The sequence below is a fragment of the Streptomyces sp. NPDC088116 genome (genome assembly GCF_044741745.1).
Taxonomy (GTDB): domain Bacteria; phylum Actinomycetota; class Actinomycetes; order Streptomycetales; family Streptomycetaceae; genus Streptomyces.
Map to the genome: position 1 here is coordinate 987733 of NZ_JBIUTF010000002.1, position 16254 is coordinate 1003986.

The 16254-nt window shown below is 69.5% G+C and carries 16 protein-coding genes; 8 read left to right on the top strand and 8 right to left on the bottom strand.

The genetic code is table 11. The annotated features are described in order from the left end of the window. Positions 1-70 precede the first annotated feature (70 nt). Positions 71-280, top strand: coding sequence for a hypothetical protein (locus ACIOJD_RS10655; RefSeq protein ID WP_401910765.1), 210 nt, complete (start codon positions 71-73; stop codon positions 278-280). Positions 281-611: 331 nt separating this feature from the next. Here the strand turns inward: ACIOJD_RS10655 and ACIOJD_RS10660 are convergent, their stop codons facing one another. The 4 genes from ACIOJD_RS10660 to ACIOJD_RS10675 all read right to left on the bottom strand — a co-directional run bounded on the left by ACIOJD_RS10660 (position 612) and on the right by ACIOJD_RS10675 (position 5139). Further along, positions 612-1715 (bottom strand): S1C family serine protease, encoded by a 1104-nt coding sequence (locus ACIOJD_RS10660; protein WP_401910768.1) that lies wholly within the window; start codon positions 1713-1715, stop codon positions 612-614. Between the two features lie 127 nt (positions 1716-1842). Continuing rightward, positions 1843-3573, bottom strand: coding sequence for an ABC transporter ATP-binding protein (locus ACIOJD_RS10665; protein WP_401911721.1), 1731 nt, complete (start codon positions 3571-3573; stop codon positions 1843-1845). Between the two features lie 175 nt (positions 3574-3748). Then, the gene (locus ACIOJD_RS10670) at positions 3749-4501 is read right to left on the bottom strand and encodes a class I SAM-dependent methyltransferase (RefSeq protein WP_401911724.1); all 753 of its coding nucleotides are present in this window, start codon (positions 4499-4501) and stop codon (positions 3749-3751) included. Between the two features lie 41 nt (positions 4502-4542). Continuing rightward, positions 4543-5139 carry a DUF3043 domain-containing protein gene (locus ACIOJD_RS10675; RefSeq protein ID WP_401910770.1) on the bottom strand — a complete coding sequence of 199 codons (597 nt, stop codon included), beginning with the start codon at positions 5137-5139 and terminating at the stop codon, positions 4543-4545. Positions 5140-5433: 294 nt separating this feature from the next. Here ACIOJD_RS10675 and ACIOJD_RS10680 point away from each other — a divergent pair, with 294 nt between their 5' ends. From ACIOJD_RS10680 to ACIOJD_RS10700, 5 genes are all read left to right on the top strand, one after another. Beyond that, positions 5434-6222 (top strand): PspA/IM30 family protein, encoded by a 789-nt coding sequence (locus tag ACIOJD_RS10680; RefSeq protein ID WP_401910773.1) that lies wholly within the window; start codon positions 5434-5436, stop codon positions 6220-6222. A gap of 9 nt (positions 6223-6231) precedes the next feature. Continuing rightward, the gene (locus tag ACIOJD_RS10685) at positions 6232-6513 is read left to right on the top strand and encodes a hypothetical protein (protein WP_401910775.1); all 282 of its coding nucleotides are present in this window, start codon (positions 6232-6234) and stop codon (positions 6511-6513) included. Positions 6514-6699: 186 nt separating this feature from the next. Continuing rightward, a complete protein-coding gene (locus ACIOJD_RS10690) occupies positions 6700-7977 on the top strand; it encodes a sensor histidine kinase (RefSeq protein ID WP_401910777.1) in 1278 nt (425 codons plus the stop codon). Further along, a complete protein-coding gene (locus tag ACIOJD_RS10695) occupies positions 7974-8663 on the top strand; it encodes a response regulator (RefSeq protein WP_401910779.1) in 690 nt (229 codons plus the stop codon). Before ACIOJD_RS10690 ends, ACIOJD_RS10695 begins: the two co-directional genes overlap by 4 nt. A 484-nt stretch (positions 8664-9147) precedes the next feature. Then, positions 9148-12345 carry an efflux RND transporter permease subunit gene (locus ACIOJD_RS10700; protein ID WP_401910782.1) on the top strand — a complete coding sequence of 1066 codons (3198 nt, stop codon included), beginning with the start codon at positions 9148-9150 and terminating at the stop codon, positions 12343-12345. Between the two features lie 164 nt (positions 12346-12509). Here the strand turns inward: ACIOJD_RS10700 and ACIOJD_RS10705 are convergent, their stop codons facing one another. From ACIOJD_RS10705 to ACIOJD_RS10715, 3 genes are all read right to left on the bottom strand, one after another. Continuing rightward, on the bottom strand, positions 12510-12707 hold the full coding sequence (locus ACIOJD_RS10705) for a DUF397 domain-containing protein (RefSeq protein WP_401910785.1): 198 nt from the start codon (positions 12705-12707) through the stop codon (positions 12510-12512). A gap of 83 nt (positions 12708-12790) precedes the next feature. Next, positions 12791-12988, bottom strand: a complete 198-nt coding sequence (locus ACIOJD_RS10710; RefSeq protein WP_401910788.1) for a DUF397 domain-containing protein — start codon at positions 12986-12988, stop codon at positions 12791-12793. After that, the gene (locus tag ACIOJD_RS10715; protein ID WP_401910791.1) at positions 12967-13812 is read right to left on the bottom strand and encodes a Scr1 family TA system antitoxin-like transcriptional regulator; all 846 of its coding nucleotides are present in this window, start codon (positions 13810-13812) and stop codon (positions 12967-12969) included. The genes ACIOJD_RS10710 and ACIOJD_RS10715 overlap by 22 nt, the downstream gene beginning before the upstream one ends. Before the next feature lie 250 nt (positions 13813-14062). On the opposite strand from ACIOJD_RS10715, the gene ACIOJD_RS10720 reads away from it, so the two are divergent. Next, complete coding sequence (locus ACIOJD_RS10720; protein WP_401910794.1) at positions 14063-14449, top strand: hypothetical protein; 387 nt, start codon at positions 14063-14065, stop codon at positions 14447-14449. 35 nt (positions 14450-14484) lie between these two features. On the opposite strand, the gene ACIOJD_RS10725 is transcribed toward ACIOJD_RS10720, so the two are convergent. Continuing rightward, positions 14485-15324, bottom strand: coding sequence for an SDR family NAD(P)-dependent oxidoreductase (locus tag ACIOJD_RS10725; protein ID WP_401910797.1), 840 nt, complete (start codon positions 15322-15324; stop codon positions 14485-14487). A 100-nt stretch (positions 15325-15424) separates the two neighbouring features. Between ACIOJD_RS10725 and ACIOJD_RS10730 the strand changes: the two genes are divergently transcribed. Then, positions 15425-16036, top strand: a complete 612-nt coding sequence (locus tag ACIOJD_RS10730; protein WP_401910799.1) for a TetR/AcrR family transcriptional regulator — start codon at positions 15425-15427, stop codon at positions 16034-16036. The last annotated feature ends 218 nt before the right edge of the window (positions 16037-16254 follow it).

The window sequence follows — 16254 nt, forward strand, 5'->3', positions numbered from 1 at the left end:
CGCGCGCGGTGCGCGTCCGGCTACGCTGCGGGCAGGAAATTGATCAGTCCGTAGGACCCGGGAGGCGCACATGGCGTGGATGTGGCGGTTCGAGAAGGCTGACGGGACGGAGGTTCCGCCCGCGGTGGAGCCGGAGGAGTTCACCACGCAGGGGGACGCGGAGTCCTGGGTCGGCGAGGTGTGGAAGGAACTCCTGGACGGGGGCGCGGAGCAGGTCTCGCTGTACGAGGACGGCAGCAAGATCTATGGCCCGATGAGTCTGCGAGCCGACGAGAGCTGACCAGTACGGCGACGAGGCGCCCACGGAACGGTTCCGTGGGCGCCTCGTCGCCGTCCGGCGGGGGTGCGGTGCGGTGCGCCGTCCGGCGGCGGGGGCGTGGCGCGGTGCGCGGTGTGTTGCGGGGGCGGTGTCGCCGTGGGTGGTGCGGGGGCCGGGGCCTCCGGAGGCGCATGTCCGGACTGCATGCTGTGCCTTCCCGGGGGGACACCTCCGGACCCCCGTACGCCGCGTGCGGGTCTCGTGGTCCGGTGCGCGCCACACATCACGCTTTACGTCCGGACACGTCGCCTCCTGCGACCCCGTCCCCCTCCCGCCGGTGGGCCCCATCCGTTCACATCTCGCCGAACGTGATCTCCACCGTCTTCTTCGCTCCGTCTCGCACATACGTCAGCTTGCTCTTCTGCCCCGGCTTGTTCGTCGCGATCGCCTCCGTCAGCGAGGTGATCGTGGTCACCGGCGTGCGGCCGAGCCGGGTGATGATGTCCCCGGCCCTGATCCCCGCGTCGGCGGCCGCGCCGCCCTTCTTGGTCGAGACGACCGCGACCCCGGCCGGCCGGAGGTTGTCGTCGAGCACCGTACGGCCGGTGATGCCCAGGGCCGCCCGGCCCGAGTCGGTGACCTTCCCGTACTTGATGATCTGGTCGGCGACGGTCCTCACCATCGACGCGGGGATCGCGAAGCCGATGCCGGGCGCGGCGCTGTTGCCCATCTGCGAGTCGGTCGCTGCCAGGGTCGGGATGCCGATCACCTCGCTGTTCAGATTGACCAGCGCGCCACCGCTGTTGCCTGGATTGATCGCGGCGGAGGTCTGCACCATGTTGGCGATCGTGGCGCCCGTCCCGCCGCCCGCCTGGCTCTCGCTGACGGTCCGGCCGACCGCGGAGACGATTCCCTGGGTGACGCTGCTCGACAGGCCGAGCGGCGAGCCCATGGCCAGCACGATCTGACCGACCGCGACCTTGGACGTGTCGCCGAACACCGCGGCCTTCAGCCCCTTCGGGACCTCGTCCAGCTTGATGACGGCGAGATCCTGCTGGGGGTAGCTGGAGACCAGCTTGGCCTTCAGCGGCTGTTCGCCGGTTGCCACGGTGACCGCGAAGGTCTTGTGCTTTCCGATCACATGGGCGTTGGTGACGATGTCGCCCCGCCCGTCGTAGACGACGCCCGAGCCCAGACTGTCCCCGGCTTCGATCTGGACGACCGACGGCAGCACGTCCTTGATCACCGTCTCGTAGTCCGTCTGCAGGTCGTTGCCGGAGCGCCGTGCGGCGGCCCGTGCCGCCGCGTCGGACATCGAGGTGTCCGACGCCGTGGTGCCGTAGCCGAAGTCGGAGCGCGATGCTCCGCCCGCGCCGGTGCAGCCGCCGATCAGGGCGACGGCGCAGACTGCGGCTGACAGGGACAGCAGCGGGCGGCGGGGAAGGGAGGCATCCATGGGCGGAGTATCCCTTTTGTCGTACCGGTATGGCCTGCGCTGCACCGCCGATCAGGGGCGGGCCACCCTGATCGGCGGTGCACACATATCGGCGGGCGGAAGGCGCGCCCCTTTCCGGGCGCCCGGCTCAGCGCGCGGCGGCCAGGAACTGGGTCGCCGCCAGCTCGCCGTACAGTGGATCGTTCGCCACCAGCTCGTCGTGCGTCCCGACCGTCCGTACGACGCCCGCGTCCATCACCACGATCCGGTCGGCGAGTGTCACCGTCGACAGCCGGTGCGCCACCACCAGGACCGTCACTTCCCCGGCCACCTCCGCCACCACGTCACGCAGCGCCATCTCGTTGACCGCGTCCAGCTGGGACGTCGCCTCGTCCAGGAGCAGCAGCCGGGGTTTGCGCAGCAGCGCCCGCGCGATGGCCACGCGCTGCCGTTCCCCGCCCGAGAGTTTGGAACCGCGATGGCCGACCAGGGTCTCCAGCCCGTCCGGCAGCCGGTCCACGAGCGCGTCGAGCCTGGCCCGTACGAGGGCCTCCCGTATCTCCTCGTCGGTGGCGCCCGGGGCGGCGAAGACCAGATTCTCGCGCAGCGTCCCGGCCAGTACGGGCGCGTCCTGCTCGACATAGCCGATGGCGGCGCGCAGTTCGGTGAGCGGCCAGTCGCGTATGTCCTTGCCGTCGATCAGGATCCGGCCGCCGTCGGCCTCGTAGAACCGTTCCAGCAGCCCGAAGACGGTCGTCTTGCCCGCGCCCGACGGCCCGACGAAGGCCGTCATCCCGGGCCCCGGCACCTCGAAGGAGACGCCGTGATGGACGTACGGAAGCTCCTCGCGGTACCGGAAGGTGACGTCCTCGAAGACCACGGACGCGGGACCGCCACCGAGCCTGTCCGTCTCCGCCCCCAGCGTCTCCGTCTCCAGCCGCTCCGCCTCCGCGATCCGGGCGACGGCCGCGGAACCCACCTGGTACTGCGTCACCGCGCCCACCAGCTTCGACACCGGGTCGATCAGATAGAACAGGAACAGCAGGAAGGCGACGAGCGTCGATACGGAGATGGCCCCCGAGGCCACCCGCGCCCCGCCGATCCCCAGCACCGCCAGGAACGACACCTGCACGGCGAGCCCGACCGAAGTCCCGGCCACCGACTGCCATTTCGCGGCCGTCACCCCGTGCCGCCACGCGTCCAGGGCCGCCGCCTCCACGACCGCGGTCTCGCGCTCCTCCGCGCCCGAGGCCTTGACCGTACGGAACGCTCCGAAGGCCCGCTCCAGCACGGTGGACATATGGCCCACCGCCTCCTGCGAGCGCTTCGTCGCCTCCGAGATCCGGGGCATCACCAGGGCGACCGCGCCGCCGATCAGCACGATCACACCGAGCGTGACCCCGAGCAGCACCGGGTCCATCACGCCCATCAGGACGATCGTCGCGAGGAACGTGAGACTTCCGGTGCCCGCGGAGACGATCGACTGGGTCGTCACCGCGCGCAGCAGCGTGGTGTCCGAGGTGACCCGCGACATCAGGTCGCCCGGCTGGGTCCGCTCCACCTCGGGCAGCCGCAACCGCAGCAGCCGCCCGATCAGGGTGCGGCGGGCGGCGAGGACGACGGATTCGGCGGTTCGTTCCAGGAGGTACGAGGCGACCGCCTCGATCGCCGTACCGAACAGCACCAGACCGGTGAGCAGCAGCAGGATTCCGGTGATCGAACCGTCCCCGCCGAGCCGGTCGACCAGGGCCTTGGCGGCGAGCGGCTGGGCGAGCCCGCTCGCGGCGCCGATCAGGGCGAGGAACGCGCCGAGGGCGACGGTCCCGCGGTGCGGCCGGAAATGCAGGTACAGCGCCTGCCAGGTCTCCCGGGCGGACAGCTTGGGTGTCCGCTGTGCGCTGTCCCGCGCACCGTCCCGTCCGCCGTCACTGCCACCACTGCCGTCGCTCTCTCTTCTGCTCACGACGGAGGGGACGCGTACGGAGGCCCGCCACCTGACAGGGGCCGGGTGGGAATCGGTGTTCGACTCCCACCCGGCCCCTCGAGCCAATGCCTCAGCCGCGCACGCCGAACAGATGCAGCAGCGCCGCGACCCTGCGGTACGGCTCCGTCCGCCCCGCCCGGTCCTCCGCCGTCAGCAGCTGTTCCAGCTCGTCCCCGGTCGGCGGCTCCGCCCCGTCGGCGGCGCCGTCCGTGAAGACGCGCACGCCGTACCAGGCGTGCAGCGGCGCGGCGATGCCCGCCATCGTCGAGGTCAGCGCGTCCAGCCGGTCGGCTCGTACCCGCAGCCCCAGCCGGTTGGTGTACGTGTCCGTGTCGAAGGCGCCCAGCGACCCCGCCCAGTCCCCGTTCAGGCCGGGCCGCAGGGCCAGCGTGTCCGCGTTCCGCACGAGCAGCGACAGCAGCCCGCCCGGCGCCAGCATCCTGGCCAGGCCCGCGAGGAACGCGTCCGGCTCGCTGACGTACATCAGTACGCCGTGGCACAGGACCACGTCGAAGCTTCCGGGCAGGAAGTGCACGCCGGTCTCCAGGCCGTCGCCCTCGATCAGGCGGACCCGTTCACGTATGCCCGCGGGCTCGATGGCGAGCGCCTCGCGGGCCGTGGCCAGCATCCCGGCGTCGGACTCCAGCCCGGTCACCGCGTGCCCGCCCCGGGCCAGCCGCAGGGCCTGGGTGCCCTGCCCCATGCCGACGTCCAGGACGCGCAGCCGCTGCCCGACCGGGAAGCGGCCGGCTATCTGCTCGTCGAGCTGGCGTGCGACCAGTTCCTGACGTACGACATTGCGCAGTCCGCCGAGCCCGGCCAGCCAGGTGGCCGAGCCACCCGCGAAACCGGAAACATCCGTGCTCAGGGCCGCTCTCCGCGCTTGACCTGCGGCTTGGGCAGTCGCAGTCGACGCATCTGAAGCGTACGCATCAGGCCATACGCCACGGCACCACGCTTGGGCGAGTCCGGGAAGCGCTCGGCGAGCTGCTTCCTCAGCCGGATGAAGATACCGATCGAGTCGACGACGATCAGCACGATCACACCGAGCCAGAGCAGCAGCGCGATGTTCTGGAGCTGGCCGACCCTGACCATGCTGAGCACCAGGATCACCACGGCGAGCGGCAGGAAGAACTCCGCGATGCAGAAGCGGGAGTCGACGTAATCGCGGACGAAGCGGCGCACCGGCCCCTTGTCGCGGACGGGCAGGTAACGCTCGTCGCCACTCGCCAGCGCCTCGCGCTGCTTGGCCAGGTCGGCGCGGCGTGCCTCACGCTGGCGCTTCATGGCCGTCTTGCGGTCGGTCGGCGTCGTGGACGCACGACGCCGCTGCGTCTGCGCCTCACTGCGCTTGGGGGTCGGTCGGCCCTTGGGGGCCTGCGGATCGCGGGACTGGGTGGAGAGGTCCGCACTCACCGAGGTGACGGCGGCCTTCTCTTCTTTGGAACGGCTACGGAACACAAAGCCCAAGGGTACGGGGTGCCGAGGTTGGACCCCACCCCCACGGGGAACGATCCCGCAACGGCCTGTGTCCTTACTCGGACACCGTGTGTCTACCCCGGACAGACGGGGACGTTGCCGCCCCTTTCCCTGATGGTCATCTACTCCTTGCGCCGGATCGCGGAGGGGGCGCAGTCGTCCTTGGGGAGGAGCGCATCCGAGCTGGAACAGTGCGGTAATAGAGGCAGGGCCCGTACTGTGGGTTCTGTTGGAGTGCTGGAGCTGGAGTCCGTCAGAAGGGGGCGCGCGAAGCCCATGAGCGGTGTCATGAAACGTATGGGAATGATCTTCCGCGCGAAGGCAAACAAGGCCCTTGACCGGGCTGAGGATCCGCGCGAGACCCTCGACTACTCGTACCAGAAGCAGCTCGAACTGCTGCAGAAAGTACGCCGCGGTGTCGCCGATGTGGCGACGTCGCGCAAGCGGCTGGAGTTGCAGCTGAACCAGCTGCAGGGCCAGTCGTCCAAGCTGGAGGACCAGGGCCGCAAGGCGCTGGCGCTCGGCCGGGAGGACCTGGCGCGAGAAGCGCTCTCCCGCCGCGCGGCGCTCCAGCAGCAGGTCACCGACCTGGAGACGCAGCACCAGACGCTCCAGGGCGAGGAGGAGAAGCTCACGCTCGCCGCGCAGCGCCTCCAGACCAAGGTCGACGCCTTCCGCACGAAGAAGGAGACGATCAAGGCCACGTATACCGCCGCGCAGGCGCAGACCCGGATCGGGGAGGCCTTCTCGGGCATCTCCGAGGAGATGGGCGACGTCGGCATGGCGATCCAGCGCGCGGAGGACAAGACCGCGCAGCTCCAGGCACGGGCCGGCGCGATCGACGAGCTGCTCGCCTCCGGCGCCCTGGACGACCAGTCCGGGATGGCGAAGGACGACATCGCCGCAGAGCTGGACCGGATCTCCGGCGGTACGGATGTCGAGCTGGAACTCCAGCGCATGAAGGCGGAACTGGCGGGCGGCGAGTCCTCGAAGCAGGCGATCGAGGGCGGCCAGGCCGACACTCAGGACGCACCGCCGAGCCAGCACAAATTCGACAAGCAGTAGGGACTCGTCATGATCGTACGGATCATGGGGGAGGGCCAGGTGAAGCTGGCCGACGGCCACTTCGCCGAACTGAACAAGCTCGACGACGAGCTGTTGACCGAGGTCAGGGACGGGGACGGGGACGGCTTCCGCCGTACCTTCCACGCGCTCCTGGCCAAGGTCCGCGAACTCGGCGAGCCGCTGCCGGACGACTCCCTGGAGCCCTCCGAACTGATCCTGCCCGCTCCGGACGCCACCCTGGAGGAGGTCCGCGAGCTGCTGAACGACGATGGCCTGATCCCCTCGCTCTGACGCGCTCCCGCACGTCCACCACTCCACCAAGAGACCCCCGCCACAGGCGGGGGTCTCTTGGTGCGCGCGAGACCGACTCGCAGACGGAGAGCCCCCGCCCCGCACCCACCACGGCACACCCGCACCCGCCCCCGCCGGACGGCGCACCGCACCCCCGCCGGACGGCGACCCGTACCGTTGCCACACGTGACCCCCCTAGGAACCGCCTGCGCCCGCGCCCGCCGCAGCGTGCGCACGCATCCCCTCGCTGCCGACGCGGCCCTCGCCGTAATCGTCTTCGTCTGCATGCTCGGCGGATCGTTCAGCGATCGGCACGGTGGTGGTCCCCACTACCCCGGCCCGGATTTCGGCTCCCGTACCCCCAGCACTCTCAGCGTCGTACTCATGGTGCTGGGCGCCGCCTCGCTCGTCTTCCGCCGCCGCGCACCGGTGCCCGTACTGTTCTGCGCCGCCGGGCTGACCCTCACGGAGCTCCTCACGAGCTATCCGCCCGCCCCCGTCGTCTTCAGCGCCGCCATCGCGCTCTACACCGTCGCCGGGCACACCGACCGCCCCACCACCTGGCGTGTCGGCCTCGCGACCCTGACCGTGCTGACCGTGATTCCGATGGGGTTGGGCCCGGGTCCCTGGTACTTCCAGGAGAGCCTGGGGATCTTCGCCTGGACCGGTATGGCGGGCGCCGCGGGCGATGCCGTACGCAGTCGTCGCGCCTTCGTCGATGCCATACGCGAACGTGCGGAGCGGGCCGAACGCACCCGCGAGGAGGAGGCCCGGCGCCGGGTCGCCGAGGAGCGGCTGCGGATAGCGCGCGATCTGCATGATGTCGTCGCGCACCACATCGCGCTGGTCAACGTCCAGGCCGGGGTGGCTTCCCATGTCATGGACAAGCGGCCCGACCAGGCCAAGGAGGCGTTGGCCCACGTACGGGAGGCGAGCCGTTCCGCGCTCAACGAACTGCGCGCCACGGTCGGGCTGTTGCGCCAGTCCGGCGACCCGGAGGCTCCCACGGAACCGGCCCCCGGGCTGGCGCATCTGGACGGGCTGCTCGACACGTTCCGTAACGCGGGGCTGCCCGTGGAGTTCGCCGTGGACGAGACGGCGGACGCCGCCGGTCTGCTTCCCGCGGCTGTCGGCCTGGCCGCGTACCGGATCATCCAGGAGGCGCTGACCAATGTGCGCAAGCACGCGGGCAGCTCGGCCAAGGCGGAGGTCAGCGTCGTACGGGTCGGCACGACGGTCGAGATAACCGTGCTGGACACCGGCGGGGGCGGGCCCGCCCCGCAGGCCGCCGACACTCCCCACGCCGACGACACCGAAGGCGGCGGCCACGGCCTCGTCGGTATGCGCGAGCGGGTCGGCGCCCTCGGCGGAACCCTCAGTGCCGGACCCCGCTTCGGCGGCGGTTTCCGTGTCCAGGCGATACTGCCGGTGCCGGACAAGAACCGTACGGGGGAGAGCGCGTGACGATCAGGGTGGTGCTCGCCGACGACCAGACGCTGCTGCGCAGCGCGTTCCGCGTGCTGGTGGACTCGGAGTCCGACATGGAGGTCGTCGGGGAGGCCGCCGATGGCGCGCAGGCTGTGGACATCGCCCGCTCCGCCCGCGCGGATGTCGTCCTGATGGACATCCGGATGCCCGGTACGGACGGCCTCGCCGCCACCCGCATGATCAGCGCGGATCCGGATCTCGCCGGGGTACGGGTCGTCATGCTGACGACGTTCGAGGTCGACGAGTACGTGGTGCAGTCGCTGCGCGCGGGGGCCTCCGGCTTCCTGGGCAAGGGCGCGGAGCCGGAGGAACTGCTCAACGCCATCCGTATCGCCGCCGCCGGTGAGGCACTGCTGTCGCCGGTCGCGACGAAGGGGCTCATCGCCACTTTCCTGGCCCAGAGCGGCGGTTCGGCCGAAGGCGGCTCCGGCGCGGCCAGGCACTCCGAGCGGCTGGCGGCCCTCACCGTGCGGGAGCGCGAGGTCCTCGTCCAGGTCGCCGCCGGCCACTCGAACGACGAGATCGCGGAGCGTCTGGCGGTCAGTCCGCTGACCGTCAAGACCCATGTGAACCGTGCGATGGCGAAACTCGGCGCCCGCGACCGCGCCCAATTGGTGGTAATCGCCTACGAATCGGGCCTGGTACGTCCAAGGGTGGAGTGAAGGCCCGCCCTCACGTACTACAGGCGCGGTATGCGGCGCATAAGGAACTGGACCTGGGGCCTACGAACCGGACGCCCCGGATGGCTGATCGTATAGAGGGGCCTTTGTTCCCCTCCGTTCCATCCACGGGTCATCCGAAGCGGGGAAACTCTGCGACGGACAGACCCGGGACGGGCTGCCCGCCCATGGGGCTGCCCGGGGGCGTTCCTTACCGAAAGACCATCTGCGAACCGGACCATTTGCGGACCTGACGACTTGCGGACTTGACCATTTGCGGTCCGGACCACCCGTTGGCCGGACCACCCGTTGGCCGGACCACTTGCGGTCCCGGCCACCCGTGCGGCCGGACCATTCGCGGTCCGGACGATCCGCGGACGGACCACCGCGGACCGCCCGCGACCGGACCGCCCGCGACCGGGCCACCGCGCACACCCGCCGCGTACACCACAGAAGCCTGCCGCGTACACCACAGAAGAGAGACCCAATGTCCTGGCTGTCGAAATTCAGCCTCGCGCAACGGGCCCTGATAGGGCTGATATCGATCATTGCGATCGTCTTCGGGGCCATCGCGATACCCCAGCTCAAGCAGCAGCTGCTGCCTTCCATCGAACTCCCGATGGTGTCGGTGCTCGCCCCCTACCAGGGTGCTTCCCCCGATGTGGTCGAGAAGCAGGTCGTCGAACCGCTCGAGAACTCCATCGAGACCGTTGACGGCATCAGCGGTGTCACCTCCACGGCGAGCGAGGGCAACGCCGTGATCATGGCCAGCTTCGACTTCGGGGGCGGCGGCACCAAGCAGCTCGTCGCCGATATCCAGCAGGCCGTCAACCGGGCCCGGGTCCAGCTCCCGGACACTGTCGACCCGCAGGTCGTGGCCGGTTCGACGGACGACATCCCGACTGTCGTCCTCGCCGTCACCTCCGGCAAGGACCAGCAGGCGCTCGCCGCCCAGCTGGACCGTACGGTCGTCCCGGCCCTGGAGGACATCGAGGGCGTCGGACAGGTCACCGTCGACGGCGTCCGGGACCTTCAGGTCTCCGTCACCCCCGACGACCGGAAGCTCGCCGCCGCGGGCCTCAACACCATGGCGCTCTCCGAGGCCCTCAAGGCGGGCGGCGCGACCCTCCCGGCCGGTTCGTTCACGGAGGACGGCAAGAGCCGTACGGTCCAGGTCGGCGGCGGGTTCACCTCGCTGAAGCAGATCCAGGACCTGCGGATCGCACCGCAGGCCGGCGCCGCCGGTGGAGCAGGCGCGGCCGGAGGCGGCTCGGCGCGGCAGCCCGAGCCCGTACGCCTCGGTGACATCGCGACCGTCGAGCAGAAGCCGTCCGCCGCGACCTCCCTGACCCGTACGGACGGCAAGCCCAGCCTCGCCGTCTCCGTCACCATGGACAAGGACGGCAGTGCCGTCGCCATCTCGGACGAGGTCAAGGACAAGCTGCCCGGCCTCCGCAAGGACCTCGGCTCCGGCGCCGGCCTGACCGTCGTCAGCGACCAGGGCCCGGCCGTCTCCAAGTCGATCTCCGGACTGACCACCGAGGGTGCGCTCGGCCTGGTCTTCGCCGTGATCGTGATCCTGGTCTTCCTGGCCTCGCTCCGCTCCACGATCGTCACCGCGGTCTCCATCCCGCTGTCCGTCGTCCTCGCGCTGATCGTGCTGTGGACGCGTGACCTGTCGCTCAACATGCTCACCCTCGGCGCGCTGACCATCGCGATCGGCCGTGTCGTGGACGACTCGATCGTCGTCCTGGAGAACATCAAGCGGCACCTGGGCTACGGCGAGGAGCGCGAGGGCGCCATCCTCACCGCGGTCAAGGAGGTCGCGGGCGCGGTCACCGCCTCCACCCTCACCACCGTCGCGGTGTTCCTGCCGATCGGTCTCACGGGCGGCATGGTCGGCGAGATGTTCGGCTCGTTCTCCCTGACCGTGACGGCCGCCCTGCTCGCCTCGCTCGTGGTCTCGCTGACCGTCGTACCGGTCCTCTCGTACTGGTTCCTGCGGCCGCCGAAGTCCGTGGCCGGGGTCGACGCCGAGGAAGCCCGCCGCCAGGCGGAGGAGAAGGAGGGCCGCAGCAGGCTCCAGCGGCTGTACGTCCCGGTGCTGCGCTTCGCGACCCGGCGCAGGATCACCAGCGTCGCGCTCTCGATCGTCGTCCTGCTCGGCACGTTCGGCATGGCGCCGCTCCTCAAGACCAACTTCTTCGACCAGGGCGAGCAGGAAGTCCTGACCGTCAAGCAGGAGCTGGAACCGGGCACCAGCCTGGAGTCGGCCGACACCGCCGCGAAGAAGGTCGAGAAGGTCCTCTCCGGTGTCGACGAGATCAAGAACTACCAGGTCACCGTCGGTTCCTCCGGCTTCATGGCGGCCTTCGGCGGCGGTACGGGTGCCAACCAGGCGTCGTACCAGCTGACCCTGAAGGACTCCTCGACGTACGAGAAGACGCGGGACCACATCGAGGACGAGCTGGCCAAGCTCGACGGCGTCGGTCAGACGACGATCGCCGCGGGCGACGGTTTCGGCAGCCAGGACCTGAGCGTCGTGGTCAAGGCCTCCGACGCCGGCACGCTCCGCAAGGCCGCCGACCAGGTCAAGGACGCCGTCGCGAAGCTGGATGACGTCACGGACGTACAGAGCGACCTCTCGCAGTCCGTCCCCCGCATCTCGGTCAAGGCCAACGCCAAGGCCGCCGAGGCCGGGTTCAACGACCAGACGCTCGGTTTGGCCGTCGGCCAGGCGGTACGCGGCACCGAGTCGGGCAAGGCGATCCTGGACGACACCGAGCGCGATGTCGTCATCACCTCGGCCAAGCCGGCCACGACGATCGCCGAGCTGAAGAACCTGTCGCTGGGCGCGGTGAAGCTCGGTCAGATCGCCGATGTGAAGCTGGTTCCCGGACCGGTCTCCATGACCCGGATCGACGGTGCGCGCGCCGCGACGATCACGGCCCGGCCGGTCGGTGACAACACCGGCGCGGTCAGCACCGCGCTTCAGACGAAGATCGACGCCTTGGACCTGCCGGACGGCGCCACCGCGTCCATCGGCGGTGTCTCGCAGGACCAGGACGACGCCTTCGCGAACCTCGGCCTGGCCATGCTGGCGGCCATCGCGATCGTCTTCATGCTGCTGGTCGCGACGTTCCGTTCGCTGGTGCAGCCGCTGATCCTGCTGGTGTCGATCCCGTTCGCGGCGACCGGCGCGATCGGGCTGCTGGTCCTGACGGGTACGCCGATGGGCGTCCCGGCGATGATCGGCATGCTGATGCTGATCGGCATCGTGGTGACCAACGCGATCGTGCTGATCGACCTGATCAACCAGTACCGGTCGCAGGGCCTGAGCGTGGTCGACGCGGTCGTCGAGGGTGGCCGCCACCGGCTCCGCCCGATCCTGATGACGGCGCTGGCGACGATCTTCGCGCTGCTGCCGATGGCCCTGGGCGTCACGGGCGAGGGCGGCTTCATCGCGCAGCCGCTCGCGGTGGTGGTGATCGGCGGTCTGGTGACGTCGACGCTGCTCACGCTGCTGCTCGTGCCGACGCTGTACGCGATGGTCGAACTGCGCAAGGAGCGCCGCGCGAAGAAGAAGGCGGCGAAGCGGGACGGCAAGCGGGACCAGGGCCCGACCGATCCGCCGGCCTCGTCGACCCCGGCGCCCGAGCCGGACCCGGAGCCGGCCAACGCGTAAGGCGCGTTGCTGGTCGCTGACTGCCGGTTGCCCCGGAGCGGTCCCGTTGATCGGGCCGCTCCGGGGCAACCCCGTTTTCCCCAGCGCCGAGGTGGCGGACGTGGGCCGTCCCGGGGTGGCACCGGGACGGCCTGAGCTGGGGGAGTGTGCCTACGCGTCGAGTTCTACGCCTTGAGGGCCGCGACGAATGCGGACCAGGAGGCGGTGGGGAGGATGAGCGCGGGGCCGTGGGGGTTTTTGCTGTCGCGTACGGGGACGAGGCCGGGGAAGTCCTCGGTGATCTCGACGCACGCGCCCCCGTTGGTGTTGCTGTAGCTGCTCTTGCGCCAACGGGCCGTGGCCAGCAGGGGATTGTGTCGCATGGCTGGAAGTCCTCCACAGGGATGGATCAGCCCGTCTCCCACGGCAGCGCGGAGAGACGGGCGGACCTTAGGTATGCCTGCGCCTATGCCTTGAGGGTTGCGACGAACGCCGTCCACGACGCGGTGGGGAGGATGAGTGCGGGGCCGTGGGGGTTTTTGCTGTCGCGTACGGGGACGAGGCCGGGGAAGCCCTCGGCGATCTCGACGCACTCGCCCCCGTTGATGTTGCTGTAGCTGCTTTTACGCCAACGGGCGGTGCTCAGCTCGGGGCTGTGTCGCATGTCTGGTAGTCCTCCATTGCCTTCCGGATCAACTCAGCCGACTCCGTCAGCGAGAGAGCGTTGGCACGCAGCACCTCGTACCGCTTCCGCCACTTCTTCACCGCTTCCAGGTCCTCGTAGAGGTGGCCACTTTCGATGCCCTCTTCGTAGGCCGCCGTGGAGCCATCAGTGAGTGTCAGTAGCGTCAACGCACCGCCCATCAGCGAATGTGGGCCCGCGCTGAACGGCATCACCTGAACCTTACTGTCCGGAGTATCCACCTGGCGGAGCAGCGAAGCCAGTTGATTGAACATGCACTCTCTGCCACCGACAGGTCGCCGTAGAGCTGACTCGTCGATGATTGCCCATCGGTACGGGGGCAAATCTGATCGTTGGCGCTCCTGCCGCGCCATCCGGGCGGCGACACGCTCTTCGAGCTTCTCTTTGGTCAGGCCGGGCAGAAAACCGAAGAACGCGCGCGTATACGCCTCGGTCTGCAACAGACCGGGCAGGACCTGCGCACCGTATTGCTCGATGATCTCGGAGCTCGCTTCGAAGTCCATGTACCGCCGGTACTGATCCGGATGCGCCTCGCGCTTGGCCAGCTGGTACAGGTCGTGGAAGTGCTCGTCCGTACCGAACGCCGCGTCGAGTTTGCGCGGCAGATCAGGGGGCGGCATCAACTCCGCCGTCTCGATGCGCGCGAGCGTGCTCTTGCTGGAGTTCAGGATCTCCGCCAGCCGTACGAGCGACAGATCCGCTCGTTCACGGTGGCGGCGCTGCTCCGAGCCGAAGTAGTGACGGGCCGACAGGTACGGGTTCAGGGCCTGGGGCTTGAATTTCATGGCTGTTTGCCTCGCAATCATCCCATTCTCAACGCTGGGACGGCGTGCCCCTGTTGAGGTCGAACGCCACAGAGTGACGATGTTGGCGCACACGGTAACCGCCGGTGTTCGCGCAATGCCAGACCCTCAGCCCCGGGTTGGGGCCGGGGGCTGGCTCGTCTGATCAGGAGCAGGCCGAGATGGTCCCACGTACAGCGAGGCGCAATGCCCCATCCACGGACCGCAGTTGCAGGGGGGTGGCCACGCGATGATGCTGCGCGACGCACAGGGCGTCCCGTTGCGGCTGTTGCCGTGGACGACGGCGGAGGGCAACCCGTGCTACCTGAGTGCCAACGGCCCCGACAGTCGGATGTCCAGGCTGGCCGACGAGGTGGAGGAAGACCTGCTCATTTCGGTGGAGCACCTCCTGGCGGACGCCGCCAAGTCGCTGCCTCCCGGTCCGAGTGCGGACCCGAAGGAGTTGCGCCGTATGGTCGCGTGCCTCGCGGGGGCGCTGAGTGCCACGTGGCGGATCGCCGTAAGCCGGGGCGGCCGGCTGCCGGGCGCAGACACGGGGCAGCCCTGTGAGCATCGCGAGACCGAGCTGTGTGGCGGCAAGACGTGCTGCCGCACCTGCGCACAGCAGCTCTATTTGTGAGGCTTGCGAGGCCGGTTCGCGGAGGTGCGTGAGCTTCAGCCGAGCTTCGGGGCGAGCAGTTCTTCGGAGCGGTCCCAGAGTTCGCGGGCGAGGTCGGCGTCGAGGGCCTGCGGGTTGTTGCGCTTCGCGGGCTTGCGCTTCTCGTAGTAGGTGCCGGAGACCCAGTCGGTGCCGGGCCGGCCCTCGGCGAGCCAGACGAGCTGCTCGGCACCCTTCTCGGGGGTGATCAGGAAGGCTCGGGCGAGGCGGTTTCCTGTGATGTGTCTGAGGAAGCTGTCGGACTCGGTGGCGAAGTTCGTCGCGACGGTGCCCGGGTGGAAGGCGGCGGTGGAGATGCCCTGTTCGTGGTGGCGGCGGTGCAGTTCCTTGGTGAACAGGATGTTCTCGAGTTTGGCGGTGCCGTAGGCCCGCAGCGCGGTGAAGTCCTGGTCGTGGTCGAGGTCGTCGATGACGACCTTGCCGCTGATGCGCGCGCCGAGACTCGATGTCTGGATCACCGTCGCCTGGCCGGCGATGAGTCTGTCCATCAGCAGCTGGGTGAGCAGGAACGGCGCCAAGTGGTTGACCTGGAAGGTCTTCTCGAAGCCGTCGGCGGTCTTGGTGCGGTCGCCGAAAATGCCGCCGGCGTTGTTGGCGAGTACGTCGATGCGCGGATACCTGGTGGTCAGTTCGGCGGCGAGTTCACGGACATCGTCGAGCCGCGTGAAGTCGGCGAGGTAGTGGTCCGCGCCGATTTCACGGGCGACGGCCTGGGTCTTCTGCGGGGAGCGGCCGACGATGACGACGCGGTGTCCGTTCCGGTGGAGCCGACGGGCTGCCGTGGCGCCGATGCCGTCGCTGGCACCGGTGATGACGATGGTCTTGTTCTGGCTCATGTTCTTCCTCCGGCGCTGAAGTGACCCTGGATGATGGCAGCATACGCCGACCCTGTCAGCTGCTGTCACATCAGGCTGTGCCTGTTACGATCGGTGCATCATGAACGAGAAACTGCCCGGTCTCCGGGAGCGCACCCGCAGGGCGGTGCGGATGGAGATCGCCGAGACCGCCAGTGCGCTGTTCGTCGAGCGCGGCTACGAGGCCACGACCATCGACGACATAGCGGCGGCCGTCGGCATGTCCCAGCGCAGCGTCTTCCGTTACTTCGCCACGAAAGAGGAGATCGTCCTCGGCAAGTTCGACCTCGTCGTGGACGACATGCTCGCCGCCCTGCGCGCACGCCCGGCCGACGAGACGGTCTGGACATCACTGCACCACGTGTTCGACGTGCTGGTTTCCCTCGCGGAGGCGCCGGGCCACGAGGAAATGGTGGAGCCGATGCACCGGGTGATCTTCGAGACCCCCGTGCTGCTCGCCGGTTACCTCCAGAAGTTGCAGCAGATACAGGACGCCGTCGTCGCCGAACTGCTCGAACGCGCGGAGGCGGCCGGCACACCCCACGCCCCCGACGACCCGACGCCCCGCGCGCTCACGGCGGCGGCCTTCGGATGCCTCGTGGCCGCGCAGCACTCCTGGCTCGCCTCCGGCGCGAAAGGCTCCTTCGCCGACGCGATCGCCCGCGCCATGGCAACTGTCGGCCCCCGCGCCTGACTTCGGAGCCCGCGCCATGGCAACTGTCGGCCCCCGCGCCTGACTTCGGAGCCCGCGCCATGGCAACTGTCGGCCCCCGCGCCTGACACGGATGAACAGGGCGGTGCGTGCCCGTTTGTGTACTGGAATTCCCGTCACGCGGGAATTCCGGTACGGGTCTCCGTCCGGGATGGTGACCGCGTGTGCCTCGTCGGGCAGCGGTCGGGCGCCGGGTGGTC